This window comes from Pseudoalteromonas issachenkonii, assembly GCF_002310795.1.
Lineage (GTDB): Bacteria > Pseudomonadota > Gammaproteobacteria > Enterobacterales > Alteromonadaceae > Pseudoalteromonas > Pseudoalteromonas tetraodonis.
Window position 1 is genome coordinate 279,103 of the sequence record NZ_CP011030.1, and the last position, 17,459, is coordinate 296,561.

The following is a 17,459-nucleotide window of genomic DNA, read 5'->3' on the forward strand; positions in this document are numbered from 1 at the left end:
GTATGGTTTCTCAAGAACTCGATTATTTTCGCGCGATTATCCAAGCCAATATGGAGCCTTTAGCCAAGGTGACTGAGGTAAGTGAAATGGCCGAATTGAGTGCACGATTAGGTAATCATGTTTGGTTAAAACGTGAAGACCAGCAACCCGTGTACTCGTTTAAATTACGCGGTGCTTTTAATAAATTAAATAAGCTGCCTAAAGGCTCGGTTGTGATCACCGCATCCGCAGGTAACCATGCCCAGGGTGTGGCACTAAGTGCCTCACACTTAGGGCACAAAGCCACCATTGTGATGCCCGTGACCACACCTGAAATAAAGGTTAATGCGGTAAGGGCATTGGGTGGGGAAGTCGTGTTGCATGGCCATCAGTTTGATGCCGCAAAAGCGTATGCGCTGGAATTAACTGAGCAGCGAAACGGCGTATTTGTACCGCCATTTGATGACCCTGATGTGATTGTTGGTCAAGGTACGGTTGCCCGTGAATTAATGCAACAGCTTAACGATTTAGATGTGGTATTTATTCCTGTTGGCGGCGGCGGCTTGCTGGCAGGTATGGCGGTATACATTAAGTCGCTGCGCCCCGATATCAAAGTGATAGGGGTTGAGGCGAATGAAAGCGCCTGCTTAAAAGCTGCTTTAGCAGCAGGCGAGCCGGTAGAGCTAGATCGCGTTGGCAGTTTTGCCGATGGTGTTGCCGTTAAAATAATTGGTAGCGAAACATTCAGACTGGCACAAAAGTTTTGTGATGAAGTAGTTACCGTATCAGACGATGAAATATGTGCAGCCATGCAAGATATTTTTGTATCAACCCGTGCTATTGCTGAGCCTTCAGGAGCGCTTGCAACTGCAGGGCTTAAAAAGTGGTCTCAGCAGTCGGGTTTAAAGGGGTTAAATTTAGCCGCTATTTTGTCTGGTGCTAATTTAAACTTTGATCGCTTACGTTATGTGGCTGAGCGCACTGCGCTGGGTGAGAAAAATGAAGCTTTATTAGCCGTGACCATTGATGAAAAGCGCGGTAGTTTTAAGCAGTTTTGTGCATCTTTAGGTGGGCGTGCCATTACTGAGTTTAACTATCGTTATGCAGGGCCTGGCGAGGCGCAAATTTTTGTTGGTATTGCGCTACGTCAAGGGTTAGCAGAACTTGAAGAGCTTAAACAAAGTCTAACCGATAATGGCTATTCGTTTTGCGATTTGTCAGATAACGAATTAGCAAAGCTGCATGTACGCTATATGGTTGGCGGTAAAGCGCCAGAGCAGTTACATGAACGCTTACTAAGGTTTGAGTTTCCAGAGTACCCAGGCGCATTGGCGCGCTTTTTAGATACGCTGGGTAGTAACTGGAATATCACTTTATTTCACTACCGCAATCATGGCGGGTCAATGGGGAATGTATTAGCAGGCTTTGCTATTGAACCAAGCCAATATGAGATGTTTAATGAGCACTTAAATCGGCTAGGTTACAGTGTCCAAGACGAAACCGATAACCCCTGTTTTACTCAGTTTTTAACTACCCAACCTCAAGCAGAAAAGCTTGAAAAAATCGCTCTAGCCTAACTCTACCCTAAGCAAGCATCTTATCCCGATGCTTGCTTTATTAGCTGTTTTACATATAGTTATAATTAATTATCATGTTTATGGAAGCCTGCTTTGCTACTTAAAGGAATAATAATTAGCACCTGCTTTTTTTGTAGCCAGTTAATGGCGCAGGAATCAGTCACGTTACAATTAAAGTGGACGCACCAATTTCAATTCGCTGGCTATTATATGGCCAAACAAAAAGGCTTTTATAATGAGGCCGGTTTAGACGTCAATATAGTTCCTGCCGATCCAAAACGGCCAAATAGTTTTGGTGCGGTAGAGCGAGGAGAGGCGCAATTTGGTGTAGCACATTCAGGTATATTAGAACGCCGTATTGCCGGTGAACCCTTTGTAGCCATGGCTGCCATATTACAGTTTTCTCCTTACTGTTGGATGGTAAAAGAAACTTCAGATATTTTTCATGCTCGTGATTTTATTAACAAGCGTGTAAGTGAAGTCAGCAAAGAGAGTAATTCTGAGTTACTAACTATGCTTAAGCGCAGTGGTATTGATACCGAAAAACTGGCTGTTTACAAAGGCGATGAATTACAACAAGCATGGATGGAAAATAAATTAGATGCGATAGAAGTGTATGTTACCGACCTACCTTATCATATGGATCAGCAAGGTATTGCTCATCGACTTATATGTCCACAACGTTATGGGATGGATGTATACGCGGATATTTTATTTACCAGCGATAGTATGGTTAAGTATCACCCCGATACGGTAGAAAAGTTTTATCAAGCAAGTTTAAAAGGGTGGCGCTACGCGGTAATGAATATGGATGAAGCCATTGCCATAACCCAACAGTTTTATGCGCCTGAACGCAGTTTTCATCAACTGGCATATGAGGCTGAGGTACTTAAAGACTATATTGCTCCACCGAGTACTACTGTGGGTAATATGTCGATGGCTAAATGGCGTTTAATTGCTGACTTATATGAGATTGATCAAACAAAGTTTGATGAAGTAAAAGCTGATTTTATTTATAAATATAAAAAGCAAGAAACACTGCAGCTTTCTTGGATGCTGATTGCGGCTATTATAATAAGCCTTATTTCTATCCCCCTCTATTTACGTTTAATGTTTAAATCGCGCTAGTGGATTACTTACTCCATTCCCTTGCTCTGCGAGGTTAAAAAAATAACTGCTTAATCAGGTGCTATTGTGCTGGTATAATTAAGCGTCTTTTTTATATCCTAAGCTGTTATGACCTTAACTGAGCAATTTTCTGCCCTCGACTCTTTGCTAATGAATACTCGCTTGTATTGGCAGTGTACTGCATTTGATTTTGACGCTTTACCTTGGCCTGAATTACATGCTCCTTTGAGCGCTTTATCCGATCAGGCGGTTGCTGAATTAGACTCTGATCAAGAACAGCTCTATCAGTTTTTTTCATCCTATATTCCCGCTGTTGAGCAACTTAGCCGATTAGTTCCATTACCTGCCATTACCAACACTCGGAAGGAGTACCCATTTTGGATCAGTAATGGTATTAAAGGTCGAAAGTTTACTCAGCTACAAGATTTTGTTGGCGCATTGCCCACTAGTAATCAGCCTGTATTAGAGTGGTGTGCAGGTAAAGGCCATTTAGGGCGAATGTTAGCTTTTAATGGTGCGCAGAGTGTACACAGCGTTGAGCTACAATCTCATTTGTGTGAACAAGGGAAAAAAAGTGCACAGCAGCAGGGACTTGCAATACAATTTAGCCAAGCTGATGTACTCACAGATAACACTCAGGATTTTTTTAACCCACAAACCCATGCCGTTGCTTTACATGCCTGCGGTGCGTTACATCAAACTTTTATGCATCAAGCCAGTGCGGCCAAAGTAACACAAATTAGTTTTTCACCTTGTTGCTATCACTTGTTTACCGAGAATAATTATCAAGCAATGAGCGAACAGGCGAAGCGAAGTGCGCTTAATTTAACTCATCGAGATTTAAAACTCGCCTTGCAAGAAACCGTCACGGCTCCATCGCGAGTGGGCAAAGTACGAAAAACAGAAGTTGAGTGGCGACTCGGGTTTGATGCTTTAAGAAAATCACTCACCGGTGAGTCGGCGTATGTTAGTGTGCCCTCAGTGAATAAAGCAATATTTTCAGATTCGTTTGAATCATTTTGTAAGTGGGCGGCAGATAAAAAAGCCTTCAAACTGCCAAAAGATATTGATTACAATAAATTTTTATTGATTGGGCAGGCGCGAAAAAAGATAACCGAGCGAGTTGAACTGGTTCGACATGTGTTTAGAAGAGCAATAGAAGTTTGGCTTGTGCTCGATCGTGCTTTATATTTGCAACAGCAAGGCTATAACGTCAGTGTTAGTACATTTTGTGAGAAGCAATTAACACCCCGTAATATTTTAATTTTAGCCAGTTTAACGCCCTCGACCTAAAAGAGATGTAATGAGAAATTTAAATAACCTACTAGAAAATAATAAACGCTGGGCATCTAGAACGAGCGAAGCTAATCCCGAATTTTTTAAAATTTTATCGATGCAACAAAATCCAGAATATTTATGGATTGGTTGCTCTGACTCACGAGTTCCTGCTAATCAAATTGTTGATTTATTACCAGGTGAATTGTTTGTGCATCGTAATGTTGCCAACGTGGTAGTGCACACAGATCATAATTGCTTATCGGTTATGCAGTATGCGGTTGAAGTATTAAAAGTTAAACATATTATGGTTGTTGGCCACTACGGTTGTGGTGGTGTACAAGCGGTATTAAACGAAGATCGCTTTGGCTTTATTGATAACTGGCTACGCCACGTTGGTGATGTAAAAGAAAAGCATTTAGAGCAACTTAATGCTCTACCAGAAAAACAGCGTCTTGATCGTTTAATTGAGCTTAATGTGATTGAGCAAGTGCGTAACGTATCGCGCACTAGCATTGTTCAAGATGCTTGGTTACGAGGTCAAGAGCTCACAGTGCATGGCTGGGTATATGGATTAGAAAACGGTCACCTGCATGATTTAGAGTCGGTAGTTAGCTGCGCTGAAGAAGAATGCACTAGCTATAAAAAGGCAGTACACCATGTACTGAACAAGTCAGCGGGTAGTCACGCTTAATATGGCTAAAACGGCGTTAATAATCGGCAGTACCGGCTTAGTGGGCAGCCAGTTATTACAACAGCTGTTAGCATCTCCTTGCTATACGAAAGTAGTGAGCTTATCGCGCCGCCAATTAGACTTTTCTCATCCTAAATTAACTAGCCATGTTATTGATTTTGAGAACCTGACACATTACGTTGAGTTATTCAAAGGTGACGTGTTTTTTTCCTGCTTAGGCACCACGTTAAAGCAAGCTGGAAGCGAAGCAGGACAGCGTAAAGTTGATTTTGAATACCAATTTATTTGTGCGCAAATGGCGGCTAATAACGGTGTTCCTCATTATTGTTTGTTGTCATCAAGTGGCGCAAATGCGCATAGCATGAGCCGTTACCTAAAAATCAAAGGGGAACTTGAGCAGCAGGTAAAGCAGCTTGGTTTTTCGCGCTTGAGTATATTGCAACCGTCTTTGTTAGTCGGCGAGCGATCAGAGCTTAGAATTGCAGAAAAGTTAGGTGAGGTAGTACTGCCACTGTTAACGCGTTTTGGCATCTTCAAACGGTATAGACCAATAACCGGTGAGCAAGTAGCTAATAAATTGCTAAGGGTGAGCATAGAGCAGCAACAAGCAACGGGTTACTATGTGCTCGACGAGCTATTTGAATAACTGAGTGATTAGCGCCATAAAGCAGGTTCGTCTATGGCGTTATATTTATTATTCTGCGTCTGTTTTTGCCGATAATTGCTGTTCAAGTATCGCTACTTTTGCTTCTAATTCAGTTAGCTTTTCACGGGTGCGGATCAGCACTTGGCTTTGAATATCAAACTCTTCACGGCTTACAAAGTCCATTTCGGCAAGCTTATTTTGTAACACTTGCTTGGTTTTACCTTCAAGTGTATCAGCCAGGTTTTTTACACCTTGTGGCATGTTATTAGTGATCTGTTTCGCAATTTCTTCAAGTTTTGCTGGGTTAATCATAGTCGTCCCTTGCCTGTTGCCTAAAATGATAATAACTAATATTACCTTATTGGCTAGGCGTATTGTAGTGATTACGTTAAAATTGCCCGTCTTTTTGCAATCAGCTGGTCGTTATGAAACTCAATCCTAAACAAGATGAAGCGGTAAAGTACATCAGTGGTCCTTGCTTAGTATTAGCTGGCGCAGGCTCGGGTAAAACACGAGTTATCACCAACAAAATTGCTTACTTAGTACAGAAGTGTGAGTATCAAGCGCGTAATATTGCGGCGGTTACCTTTACCAATAAAGCGGCTAAAGAAATGCGCGAGCGGGTTTTGCAAACCTTAGGAAAGCAAGAGTCTAAAGGTTTATGGGTCTCTACATTTCATACACTCGGGCTTGAAATCATCAAAAAAGAGTTAAAAACACTGGGTTTTAAGCCTGGTTTTTCGCTGTTTGACGACCAAGATACGAATCAACTACTCGGTGATTTAACCGAAGATGAGCTTAAAAAAGACAAAGACTTACTTAATCTACTTAAAATGCAAATTGGTAGCTGGAAGAATGAACTCATTTTACCAGAGCAAGCTATTCGCGAAGCCAGAGAGCCACAAAAAGCCTTGTTCGCTCAATTGTACGCACGCTATCAAAACCAACTTCGCGCTTATAATGCACTCGACTTTGATGATTTAATTATGATCCCCACGCTGCTTTTAAGCAGTAACGCCACTTCACGTGAACGTTGGCAGCAGCGTTTTCGGTATTTACTGGTGGATGAATACCAAGATACTAATACCAGCCAATACCAATTAGTAAAATTGCTGGTTGGTGAACGTGCACGCTTTACTGTGGTAGGAGATGACGATCAGTCAATTTACTCTTGGCGTGGTGCTCGCCCACAAAACTTGGTGCTATTAAGTAAAGACTATCCAGGATTAAGATTAATAAAACTAGAGCAAAATTACCGTAGTGCAGGGCGCATTCTTAAAGCGGCTAATATATTAATTGCAAATAACCCCCATGAGTTTGAAAAAAAGCTCTTTAGTGAACTTGGCTATGGTGAGCAAATTAAAGTCATTGGTTGTCGCGATGAAGAGCATGAGTCTGAGCGTGTGGTTGCAGAGATTATTTCTCATAAGTTTATGAAGCGCACCAGCTATAAAGATTACGCGATTTTGTACCGGGGTAATCACCAAGCGCGTGGTTTTGAAAAGTCGTTAATGAGTAACCGTATACCTTATAAAATTAGCGGCGGGATGTCGTTTTTTTCACGTTCTGAAATTAAAGATATCATGGCTTACTTACGTCTTTTAGTGAACCAAGATGATGACAATGCCTTTTTAAGAATCGTGAATACGCCACGGCGTGAAATAGGCACGGTGACGCTTGAAAAACTAGGCACCTTAGCCAATGAAAAACATCAAAGCTTGTTTGCCACCTGTTTTGATAACGACTTAGGATACAGACTAAAAGGACGTGGTTTTAATGCGTTAGCTGGGTTTGCCCGTTGGGTGGTTGAGCTGTCGGATAACGCAGTACGCAGCGATACCTTAGAAGCGGTCAAAGATTTAGTGCGAAATATTAATTATGAAGCCTATTTATATGAATCATCACCGAGTGCCAAAGCCGCCGAAATGCGGATGAAAAATGTCTCGGAGCTGTACCGTTGGATCACCGATATGCTGACTGGCGATGCCGATAATCCGCCAATGACGTTAGCTGAAGTGGTTAGTAAATTGACCCTGCGCGATATGCTAGAGCGTAACGAGGAAGAAGATGAAGCAGATGCAGTACAATTACTTACGCTGCATGCTTCAAAGGGACTCGAGTACCCTTATGTATTTATGGTAGGCATGGAAGAGGGGCTATTACCACACCAAGTAAGCATTGATGAGGATAATGTAGATGAAGAGCGCCGCCTTGCCTATGTAGGTATTACCCGCGCGCAGCAAGAGCTAACCTTAACGTATGCTAAAATTCGTCGTCAATTTGGTGAAACATCGCAAACGGAGCTCAGCCGGTTTGTGCAAGAGCTACCACAAGATGACTTAGCCTTTGAAAACAAAAAAGCGCCTAATACTCAAGCTGAACGCATGGAAAAAGGCCAAGCTCGGGTTGCAAATTTAAGGGCAATGCTAAAAAAACCACAATAGCATGTGTTTAGCGTTATTTTGATTCTGAGCTTATAAGTGTTGAACGTATCGCGCTTTTAAGTGGGTGCTGTTTGGCAACAAACAAGTTCAAGCCATGCTTATCTAAAAGGGCTCTGAAGTTTAATATTGACGGGCCTTTAGCAATCACTTTAATGTGTTTAAGTTTAGTGATAGCCAGCAAACCTTGTAGCTGCAAGTCATAGCATTCCTGCTGCAATATTCGTTTACTGAAAGTGGAGCTTAATAGTAAGTAATCAAATTCTATCTCGGTCACTAAATTAAGCTCGCATTTATCCTTTGCGAAATTATTTAGACCAATAGAGTAGCCCAGCGCTTTAAGCTGTTTTAAGTTTTCTAGTTGCAGCGCACTGGCGTAACGTAATTCTTGATCATCAAACAACAAACAAAGTGGATCAATGTTTAATGGCTGCTTTAGTGCAGCAGTTAATAAAGAGAACTCATGCTTTTCTAAAAGCAGACTTGAGCAAGGCAGAAGAGCAACGCTTATTTCAGAGTCTTTCGCTTGTTGATACGCTTGTAAAATCAGTTGGAGTTCTACTTTTATATGCTGTTCTTTATCACTTGCAAATTTCTTTAAAATATCAAAACTAGTAAAGCCAAGTACAGGGTGTTCACCAAACGCTTCAAATAATGAGGCATATTGATAATGCTCATCCATAGAAATAATATCTGAGCTACGAAACGTCATAGGTAATACATCAAGATGGTGCAATGTTTGTGACTCATGTTGCAGCATTGGCTCTGTGAGTAACGGGTGAAATAATTCGAAGCGATTTTTACCAGAGTTTTTAGCGTAATACATTGCGGCATCAGCATCTCTAATAATTTCATCTGTATGTTTATAGCTTTGTTTTGAATAAGTGATACCAATACTCGCGCCGCTTTGCACACAAATACCTTTTGTACAAAAAGGTTTTCGCATGATGTTGATGATTCGATTTGCAACATCTTCAGCTTGGTTTGGCTCGGTTAAATGAGTGAGTAAAATTACAAATTCATCTCCCCCTAAGCGTGCTAATAAATCATGCTCACGGATACATTGAGAGAACAACTGACCCACGCTAATTAAAAATTCGTCTCCGGCATGGTGCCCAAGCTGGTCGTTTATATCTTTAAATTTATCAAGGTCAATAAACAGTACCGCAAAGTGCTCATCAGGGTGACGTTGGTAAAACTGTAGCGTTTTTTCTAGCTGCGTTAAAAATAAATTACGATTAGGCAAGCTTGTTAATGAGTCATGGTGCGCATCGTGATACAGCTGCTGCTCTATTTTTTTACGCTCATCAATTTGCATCTGTAAATGCAAATTTGCTTGGCTTAGCTCTTTGGTTTTTTCGTTTACTCGAGAAGCGAGCTCTTGGTGGCTCTTTTTCAGCGCCTGTGAGGCTAATTTTGTTTGTAATACCGTGGCAATTTGATGCGATACAAAGGTTATGAGTTCTGCATCATCTTGTGTGAAAAGGTGTTCATTATTATAAGCTTGGCAAACAATTAAACCTATAACTCCTTGCGATGTTTTTAGCGGAGCGCCAAGCCAGCTGGTGGCTCTTCTAGATTCATCAATTGGTTTTTCACGCTCTACAATGCCACTATCTAATAACTCTTGTGCTCTTTGCGGGTGAATTATTTGTGTTTCTTCGGTGCTGATCACCAGCTCACTGTACCCTTTTGCAAAGCGCCTTGGTTGGGTGCTGCCTTGAAATTCGTCAACACTGTAAGGAAAACTAATCCAGCCCGTTTCTTTATCATACAAGGCAATATAAAGATTTTTTGCGTAAGTGATGGTTTTTATTATTTCGTGTATTTGAAAATAAGCATCATCTAGGTTTTTAGCTTGAGTTGTCAGCTCTGAAATTTTAAATAATATTTGCTGGCGTTGCAGGGCGCTTTTTCGCTGTTGTATTTCAACATTTAAAGCATCATTGCTTTGCGTTAATGCACGGGTTCTTAGTTTTACTTCTGATTCGAGCAACTCTCGTTTCTTAACGCGTTCAATAGCTGTCGCTAAATAAAGTGACATTGCTTCAAGTAGGTTTATTTGTTGCGAACTATAACCTTGCTCAGTGTCGTAACTTTGCGCTGCTAATACGCCAATAATATTTTTTTCTTGATAAACTGGAACGCCTACCCAGTGTTCTGCAGGTGTACCTAATGCTTTGAATAAGCCTTGCTGTGCAGCATCATGCATTTGTTGCTTAGTGAAATAAGTGGTCTTTCCTTGCTTAAACACATAACCCGTTGCGCCTTCTTCAAAATTATTCTCCCGATTAAGTGGTACAGAAATTCCATCTTTTTCATCAGAAAAATAAGACAGTTCCAACTGTTGTGATTGCGGCTCAACAAGCACCACATAAAAGCTTTTACTCGGGACATACTTTTGTAAAATGTCATGAATAGCTGGGTAAAGTAAGGTTAATTCGGCAACAGTACTTGCTTGCTCTGATAGCTGTATCAGGGCATTGTGGAGGTGGTAGGCATGTTTGTACTTTTTCAATAGTGCTTTTAGTCGTTTATTTTGGCGCACTACGCTACTCGGTACAATGAGTTTATCTTCCAATGATGTTTAACCAGTTATAATTTTTTGTATAGTTATTAATCATTATAGTTCCACTTTTAACATTTTGCGTCAAGTAGATATTTATCTTAATTATGCTGCGAAAAATCGATAATTAGAAACAAAAAAGGCTTACTGTGAGTAAGCCTTTCATTTATAGTTTTAGCCTGACTGATTTTATTTAGCAGTCATAAAGTCGATTGCTGCGCTTATTTCATCATCAGAACAATCCATACATGTACCACGTGGCGGCATTGCATTGAAGCCGTTGATTGCATGATCTAATAAGGTATCTTTTCCTTTAGCAATACGAGGAGCCCAATCGTCAGCTGATTTAGGAGCGCCTAAAGCACCTGTACCATGACAAGCAAAACAGGCCGCTTGATATACTTGCTCGCCTGAACGAGGCCCTGTTGGTGCAGCAACCGCTACTTTTTCACCTTCAAGGTAAACAGCACCGATAGGCGCTAAACGTTTTTTAATTGCATCTTCAGTCATAGAGTTATCATATGGCTGTGCGTATGCGGTGGTTGCTAGCACAAGTAATGCTGCAGCTGATAGTTTTTTCATTTTGCCTTGCCCACTTCAATTTGAACGTGATCAATCACGATTTTAAATGACGGAATTTAAACCAATTATAACTCCACTAAGTCATTTATAAAATGCTCAGAGTCGATTTTATTTAGAAATACGACTAATGATTGTCTTAACTCAATAAAATTACATGGTTTAGCGCATAGTTAAATTATAAAACGGGATCATCACGCCTTTAATGCGATCAAAGCCCTTACGACTAACTCATAGCTAATACGTTACGCACTAACTTATCGATTCCTGCATCTGCATCCATAATAGACTGTGCCAACATATAGGCCGGTGTCGTAACGAGTTTATTGCTTTTATCAATAACAATATCATCCACTTTACACTCTACGTGTTCAGCGCCTAATGTGCTAAGAGCCTCGGCTGTGTCGCTATCATTACCAATAGTAAGCTGAGGTTTATGATAAATAAAAGGCAATAGAGCCGGTGCAATACACATGTAACCCGTGGCTTTTTTTGCATCCGCAAACGCTTTACAAGCGCTAAGTACTGCCTCGTTTACTTTAGCGTTAGTGCCATTAATAGCAAAGTCAGATAGATTTTTAGCTACCCCGAAGCCCCCAGGGATAATGAGTGCATCAAATTGTGTAACGTCTAATTCAGCGAGTGACTTTATATTGCCACGGGTGATGCGAGCTGATTCAACTAATACATTTCGCGGCTGTGCTATTTCTTCACCAGTGATGTGATTAATGGTGTGGTACTGCTCTATATCAGGTGCAAAGCACTGATACTGAGCATTATTTTTTTCAATGTGTAATAAAGTCAGTACCACCTCATTAATTTCACTACCATCAAACACACCACAACCTGCTAAAATTACAGCTATATTTTTCATATCATTTCGCTCCATTAAAGTCTCTTAAATAAAGTTTAACACGATGAATCAGCCGATTTAAAAATTTATTTGCTCGTTTTTTAGGCGCAAAGCACGTTGTTATGCGCTATATGCCATTTAGTGATTAGTAGCCATGAAAAAAATTATAAAGGATCGCTATGATCTTTGATCCATTATGCTAGAATGCTCATCCAGTTATTTAAATGGACGTAAATAATTAAGGTGGGTTATAAAACCAGTGACGGTATAAATGCTTTTTCCACATTAATAAAAAAATAATAAAAAAGAACCTCGAATTATCTTTTTTAAAACAAAACAATAAATTACAAATTAATCTAGGCATTTCAAGATGCTTCGGATGAATTGCTTGTGGGTGTTATCTACATAGTTATCCACAACTTACTAAAAATGTAGCGCGATTACTCACATTAATTCACAGTCGTTTTATTTACTGCCTTATGGCATGCTTACACTCATATTACTTTTTTGTATTTAGGATCCAATTTTACCATGGCTCAGATCCCCGAAAACCCGCTTATTTTAGTTGATGGCTCTTCATATTTGTTTCGTGCTTATCATTCACCACCACATCTAACGAACTCTAAGGGTGAGGCCACCGGTGCCATTTATGGCGTGGTAAACATGCTTAAAAGTTTGATCAAACAATATGATCCCTCACATATGGTGGTGGTATTTGACGCCAAAGGTAAAACCTTCAGAAATGATATGTACAGTGAGTATAAAGCGAACCGTCCGCCAATGCCTGATGATCTGCGTACTCAAATAGCGCCGCTGCACAGTATTATCAAAGCAATGGGTTTTCCGTTAATTAGTATTGAGGGCGTGGAAGCCGATGACGTAATCGGTACTTTTGCACGGATTGCCTCTGAGCAACAACGTCATGTGCTGGTATCGACTGGTGATAAAGATATGGCGCAGTTGGTCAATGAGCATGTAACCTTGATTAATACCATGACCGACAGTATTTCAGATCCCGAAACTGTGGTTGAAAAGTTTGGTGTTGGACCTGAACTTATTATCGATTATTTAGCTTTAATGGGCGACAAAGTAGATAATATTCCTGGCGTTGAGGGTTGTGGACCTAAAACAGCAGTTAAATGGTTACAAAAGTACGGATCGCTTCAGGGCGTAATTGATAATGCTTCTGATATAAAAGGTAAAATAGGCGAGAAACTGGCAAAAGCGATTGATCATTTACCGTTAAGCTATGAGCTTGCCACTATTAAATGTGATGTTGAGGTTGAATCTGATCTTGATACTTTTAAATTACAAACACCGAATAAAGACGAATTAATTGCCTTATACGGTGAATGTGAGTTTCGTCGTTGGCTAGCTGAATTGCTAGACAACCCAAAAGATGCCGACACACATTTAGCAGTACCAACGCAAGAGAATGAGCTGCCAAAAGTTGAAGATGCGCACTATGAAACTATTTTAACTGAGGCCCAATTTGAGACATTAATAGAACAGCTTAATGAAGCTGAGCTATTTGCTTTTGATACAGAAACAACCAGTTTAGAGTATATGAAAGCGCAATTGGTCGGTATGAGCTTTGCGGTTAAAGCAGGGGAAGCGGCTTATTTACCAATAGCACACGATTACCCCGATGCGCCCGATCAGTTAAGCCTTGAATTTGTGATGCAAAAGTTGGGGCCAATATTAGCAGACGAAAATAAAGCTAAAGTAGGTCAAAATCTAAAATACGATAAAAGCGTGCTTGCCAATGCAGGCTACGAATTAAATGGTATTAAGTTCGACACTATGCTGGAGTCTTATGTATTTAATAGCGTAGGCACCCGTCATGATATGGACTCGTTGGCGCTTAAATACTTAGGCCACAAAAATATTAGCTTTGAAGATATTGCTGGTAAAGGTAAAAAGCAGCTTACATTTAATCAAATAGAACTTGAAAAAGCAGCGCCTTATGCCGCTGAAGATGCCGATATTACTTTGCGTTTGCACCAAGTGTTATGGCCGAAACTTGAAGCGGATGAAAAACTAAAATCGGTGTTTGAAGATATAGAAATGCCACTAGTAAGTGTTATTTCTGATATTGAACGCACCGGTGTTGCTATCGACAGCAACATGTTGGCCACGCATAGCCAACGTTTAGGTGAGCGATTACTTGAGCTTGAAAAAGAAGCGTTTGAAATCGCGGGCGAACCGTTTAACTTAAGCTCACCAAAGCAACTACAGGTGCTGTTATTTGAAAAGCTCGAATTGCCCGTTATCAAAAAAACACCTAAAGGCGCGCCCTCTACAGCAGAAGAAGTACTGCAAGAGTTAGCACACGATTACCCGCTGCCTAAAGTGATTATTGAGCATCGTGGTTTATCTAAGCTCAAATCAACCTACACCGATAAGTTACCCTTGATAGTCAATGAACGCACGCAGCGAGTGCATACTTCTTATCACCAAGCGGTAACAGCAACGGGTCGATTAAGCTCAAGCGATCCTAATTTACAAAATATTCCTATTCGTTCAGAGGAAGGACGTCGTATTCGTGAAGCGTTTATTGCCGCAGATGGATATAAAATTGTGGCTGCCGATTACAGCCAAATAGAACTGCGTATTATGGCGCATCTCTCGCAAGATAAGGGATTACTAAGCGCATTTGCTAATGGCTTAGATGTTCACAGTGCCACGGCTGCTGAAGTATTTGGGGTTGAGCTTGAAGATGTAACATCAGATATGCGCCGTAAAGCTAAAGCGGTAAACTTTGGCTTAATTTATGGCATGTCGGCATTTGGCTTAGCACGTCAACTTGATGTACCACGCCATGAAGCGCAGCATTATATCGATAAATATTTTGAGCGTTTTCCAGGTGTTTTAGAGTACATGGAAACAACGCGTGAAAAAGCGGCCGAAAATGGCTATGTAGAAACAATTTTTGGCCGTCGCTTACATTTACCAGAAATAAATGCGCGTAATGGTGCTCGTCGCAAAGGCGCTGAGCGCGCAGCAATTAATGCGCCGATGCAAGGCACTGCGGCTGATATTATTAAAAAAGCGATGTTAAGCGTGCATACTTGGGTTAATCAGCAAGCACCTAATACAGTTAAGCTGCTCATGCAGGTACACGATGAATTGGTATTTGAGATTAAAACAGAATGTACTGAGCAATATACCAAACAGATTTGTGAGCTGATGTCACAAGCGGCGCAGTTAGATGTACCACTTATTGTTGAAGCTGACGAAGGTGATAACTGGGAACAAGCACACTAATTTAGCGCTACTGTACTGGTTTTAATATAGGCCAAATACAGAGTCCAAAAAGAGAATCATAAAGCGCCGCTAGGCGCTTTTTCTTTATCTTGCAGGTTAAAAAAAAGTTAAATTAAACAGCAGTTTGTATTAAATCGTTAGAGGTTCGTCAATTCGCTACGATTATCAATAATATGCTTGTATTTTTACACTTGCTTTTGGTAAAGTGCCGCCCGTCCTCATCCTGTAGGACATCCTGTTGATGATGCATCGTAAGATGCAACGTATTAATAGCTTCTCCCCAGTTTGCTATATCGGCCTATCATATATTTGATGGGCCGTTTTTTTATTGCCTTGCATCCAAGCGTTAAATTTATTCTCTAATTGCACTTAGCGTTTCAAGTGATACCATCAGTCTACTTAGCATTTTCGATTTACCACACAGTAACTAATGATTTTCAGCTGGGCTGATCAAAGTATTATTTTTACCGGTATAAGTCTTTTTATTTTAGGAGTGCATTATGTTTAAAACGTTAGCTATCGCAGGTTTATCTTTATCATGTTTACTAGTTTCAGGTGCTGCATCGGCAAACTGGCAACTATTGAACGATAAAAGCCAATTAAGTTTTGTATCAATTAAAAAAAATAGCATTGCTGAAGCAAGTCACTTTACTCAGTTAGCAGGGCAGCTGAGCGATCAGGGTCAATTTAGCGTAAACGTTGATTTAACCTCAGCCGAAACCTTTATCCCAATCCGTAACGAACGTTTAAGTAAGATATTGTTTGAGTCTGACACGTTTGCAAACGCAGTATTAACCGCTGACTTATCTGATAAGTTGTCACTTATTAAGCAACCAGGGCAGTACGTATTAAAAGGTATTAGCGCTGAGCTAGACTTTCATGGTCATAAAAAGCCACTTGCTGTTGATGTACTCGTAAGCAGTGCGGCCAATGGAGATTTAAGTGTGGCATCATTCACTCCTATCATTATCAACAGTGATGACTTTAAGATCACCGAAGGGGTAATGCAGTTACAAAAATTAGCCGGATTACCTTCAATTGCTACTGCCGTGCCAGTTACTTTTGCACTGACATTTAAAAAACAGTGATTTCACTTAACGAGCTTAGCAAGCAACTCAGCGAGCCAAGCAAACCTTTTGAACAATGGCAGCCCGCTCACTGCGGGCAGTTACCATTATTGATTGATGAGCAAGGTAAATGGTTTTACGCAGGTAGTGAAATTACCCGTCAATCAATGGTGAAACTTTTTGCCAGTGTATTATGCAACGAAGATGGGCAGTTTTACTTAAAAACACCCGTAGAAAAAATCGCGATTGAGGTGAAGGATGCGCCTTTTATTATTGTAAATTGGCATAGTGAAAAGACATCAGAGGGAAGTGTTATTTGTTGTATTGATAACTTAAACCGCACATGGCTATTAAGTCGTTCTGAGTCACTTTATATCAATGACTACAAAGGTGCGGCTGTGCCTTATATGCAGTTACCCTACGGCTGCTTTGCGCGAGTTGCGCGAAATGTGTTTTATCAGTGGGCTGAAATAGCCGAAACAGATGAGCTCGGCTATTTTATTACCTCCGCACAGCAGAAATTTTACTTACAGTAATTATTCGCTATCTGGCGCTACTAAATCAGCAGGTGGAACGGCCACGATTGGGCCTAAATACCACTCATCTAGCTTTTTAGCGAGTTCTGGTAAGCCGGTGCCTTTAAGTGATGAAAATGCATGAACCGTAATATCGCCATCTAATTCACTTAACTCACGACGTACGCTAAGAACTTGTGATTTACGCGGACCTTGCTTTAGCTTATCGGCTTTAGTTAATAGTGCCAATACCGGAATTTCACTGCCTACAGCCCAATTAATTAAGTCGCGGTCTAAATCTTTTAATGGATGACGAATATCCATTAATACCACAATACCTTTTAAACTTTGACGTTTTTGCAGGTATTCGCCTAGCGATTTTTGCCATTTCTTTTTCATTTCAATCGGCACTTTTGCAAACCCATAGCCAGGTAGGTCAATTAGGCGCATATTATCTACATCGGCAAGTTCAAAGGTGTTGATCAGCTGAGTACGGCCGGGTGTTTTACTGGTTCGTGCTAACTTTTGATCGGTTAGGGCATTTAGCGCACTTGATTTACCTGCATTAGAGCGACCGGCAAACGCGACTTCAATTCCCGTATCAGCAGGTAATTTAGTGATGTCTGGCGCGCTTGTAACAAAAGACGCAGTGTTATACTTGATACGAGATTTGAGCACAGGCTCTCCTAAAACTTAAAAAAATAACATTGGGTAAACCAAATTCACCCGTGGCGCGTATTTTATACTATAAAGTAGCTATTAAAAAGTGTATTTGAGCATGTAAGATCATTGCTGACAGTACATTTTAACTGGCTTAGCGTTTAATTTTACTCAAAACCCTATAATTTATAGGTTTAATGTGTGTAGAAAAC

The 17,459-nt window shown here is 40.6% G+C and carries 14 protein-coding genes; 9 read left to right on the top strand and 5 right to left on the bottom strand.

Translation table 11 applies throughout. The features are described 5' to 3' along the window. Positions 1–2: 2 nt before the first annotated feature. The 5 genes from ilvA (at position 3) to PISS_RS01320 (ending at position 5,299) form a co-directional block, all read left to right on the top strand. Complete coding sequence (gene ilvA / locus PISS_RS01300) at positions 3–1,556, top strand: threonine ammonia-lyase, biosynthetic (protein ID WP_058154047.1); 1,554 nt, start codon at positions 3–5, stop codon at positions 1,554–1,556. Positions 1,557–1,700: 144 nt separating this feature from the next. Continuing rightward, on the top strand, positions 1,701–2,684 hold the full coding sequence (locus PISS_RS01305) for an ABC transporter substrate-binding protein (RefSeq protein WP_058154048.1): 984 nt from the start codon (positions 1,701–1,703) through the stop codon (positions 2,682–2,684). 108 nt (positions 2,685–2,792) lie between these two features. Beyond that, positions 2,793–3,977, top strand: coding sequence for a methyltransferase (locus PISS_RS01310; RefSeq protein ID WP_058154049.1), 1,185 nt, complete (start codon positions 2,793–2,795; stop codon positions 3,975–3,977). 10 nt (positions 3,978–3,987) lie between these two features. Next, positions 3,988–4,653: a carbonate dehydratase gene (gene can, locus PISS_RS01315; RefSeq protein ID WP_024602124.1), complete on the top strand. Its 666-nt coding sequence runs from the start codon at positions 3,988–3,990 to the stop codon at positions 4,651–4,653. Between the two features lies 1 nt (position 4,654). After that, positions 4,655–5,299: an NAD(P)H-binding protein gene (locus PISS_RS01320; RefSeq protein ID WP_024602125.1), complete on the top strand. Its 645-nt coding sequence runs from the start codon at positions 4,655–4,657 to the stop codon at positions 5,297–5,299. 48 nt (positions 5,300–5,347) lie between these two features. Here PISS_RS01320 and ubiK read toward each other — a convergent pair whose 3' ends face one another. Then, positions 5,348–5,611 carry a ubiquinone biosynthesis accessory factor UbiK gene (gene ubiK / locus PISS_RS01325; RefSeq protein WP_008112735.1) on the bottom strand — a complete coding sequence of 88 codons (264 nt, stop codon included), beginning with the start codon at positions 5,609–5,611 and terminating at the stop codon, positions 5,348–5,350. 113 nt (positions 5,612–5,724) lie between these two features. Here ubiK and rep point away from each other — a divergent pair, with 113 nt between their 5' ends. Next, positions 5,725–7,743: a DNA helicase Rep gene (gene rep, locus PISS_RS01330; RefSeq protein ID WP_016899315.1), complete on the top strand. Its 2,019-nt coding sequence runs from the start codon at positions 5,725–5,727 to the stop codon at positions 7,741–7,743. Positions 7,744–7,756: 13 nt separating this feature from the next. Here rep and PISS_RS01335 read toward each other — a convergent pair whose 3' ends face one another. From PISS_RS01335 to elbB, 3 genes are all read right to left on the bottom strand, one after another. Beyond that, complete coding sequence (locus tag PISS_RS01335; protein ID WP_013463870.1) at positions 7,757–10,321, bottom strand: bifunctional diguanylate cyclase/phosphodiesterase; 2,565 nt, start codon at positions 10,319–10,321, stop codon at positions 7,757–7,759. 174 nt (positions 10,322–10,495) lie between these two features. Then, on the bottom strand, positions 10,496–10,888 hold the full coding sequence (locus PISS_RS01340) for a c-type cytochrome (RefSeq protein ID WP_016899314.1): 393 nt from the start codon (positions 10,886–10,888) through the stop codon (positions 10,496–10,498). A gap of 223 nt (positions 10,889–11,111) precedes the next feature. Next, complete coding sequence (elbB, locus tag PISS_RS01345; protein WP_171040101.1) at positions 11,112–11,759, bottom strand: isoprenoid biosynthesis glyoxalase ElbB; 648 nt, start codon at positions 11,757–11,759, stop codon at positions 11,112–11,114. A gap of 510 nt (positions 11,760–12,269) precedes the next feature. Between elbB and polA the strand changes: the two genes are divergently transcribed. The 3 genes from polA (at position 12,270) to PISS_RS01360 (ending at position 16,608) form a co-directional block, all read left to right on the top strand. Next, the gene (gene polA, locus PISS_RS01350) at positions 12,270–15,005 is read left to right on the top strand and encodes a DNA polymerase I (protein ID WP_024602128.1); all 2,736 of its coding nucleotides are present in this window, start codon (positions 12,270–12,272) and stop codon (positions 15,003–15,005) included. 500 nt (positions 15,006–15,505) lie between these two features. Next, complete coding sequence (locus PISS_RS01355) at positions 15,506–16,093, top strand: YceI family protein (RefSeq protein WP_013463874.1); 588 nt, start codon at positions 15,506–15,508, stop codon at positions 16,091–16,093. Continuing rightward, positions 16,090–16,608 (top strand): DUF1285 domain-containing protein, encoded by a 519-nt coding sequence (locus PISS_RS01360; protein ID WP_013463875.1) that lies wholly within the window; start codon positions 16,090–16,092, stop codon positions 16,606–16,608. Before PISS_RS01355 ends, PISS_RS01360 begins: the two co-directional genes overlap by 4 nt. Here the strand turns inward: PISS_RS01360 and yihA are convergent, their stop codons facing one another. Next, on the bottom strand, positions 16,609–17,265 hold the full coding sequence (gene yihA, locus PISS_RS01365; protein WP_058154050.1) for a ribosome biogenesis GTP-binding protein YihA/YsxC: 657 nt from the start codon (positions 17,263–17,265) through the stop codon (positions 16,609–16,611). Between the last annotated feature and the right edge of the window lie 194 nt (positions 17,266–17,459).

Excerpts from the sequence above, each read along its gene's own strand:
- PISS_RS01340 (WP_016899314.1), bottom strand. The coding sequence starts at position 10,888 with ATGAAAAAACTATCAGCTGCAGCATTACTTGTGCTAGCAACCACCGCA.
- PISS_RS01310 (WP_058154049.1), top strand. The coding sequence starts at position 2,793 with ATGACCTTAACTGAGCAATTTTCTGCCCTCGACTCTTTGCTAATGAAT.
- ubiK (WP_008112735.1), bottom strand. The coding sequence starts at position 5,611 with ATGATTAACCCAGCAAAACTTGAAGAAATTGCGAAACAGATCACTAAT.
- can (WP_024602124.1), top strand. The coding sequence starts at position 3,988 with ATGAGAAATTTAAATAACCTACTAGAAAATAATAAACGCTGGGCATCT.
- PISS_RS01320 (WP_024602125.1), top strand. The coding sequence starts at position 4,655 with ATGGCTAAAACGGCGTTAATAATCGGCAGTACCGGCTTAGTGGGCAGC.
- PISS_RS01355 (WP_013463874.1), top strand. The coding sequence starts at position 15,506 with ATGTTTAAAACGTTAGCTATCGCAGGTTTATCTTTATCATGTTTACTA.
- PISS_RS01305 (WP_058154048.1), top strand. The coding sequence starts at position 1,701 with ATGGCGCAGGAATCAGTCACGTTACAATTAAAGTGGACGCACCAATTT.
- rep (WP_016899315.1), top strand. The coding sequence starts at position 5,725 with ATGAAACTCAATCCTAAACAAGATGAAGCGGTAAAGTACATCAGTGGT.
- polA (WP_024602128.1), top strand. The coding sequence starts at position 12,270 with ATGGCTCAGATCCCCGAAAACCCGCTTATTTTAGTTGATGGCTCTTCA.
- ilvA (WP_058154047.1), top strand. The coding sequence starts at position 3 with ATGGTTTCTCAAGAACTCGATTATTTTCGCGCGATTATCCAAGCCAAT.
- elbB (WP_171040101.1), bottom strand. The coding sequence starts at position 11,759 with ATGAAAAATATAGCTGTAATTTTAGCAGGTTGTGGTGTGTTTGATGGT.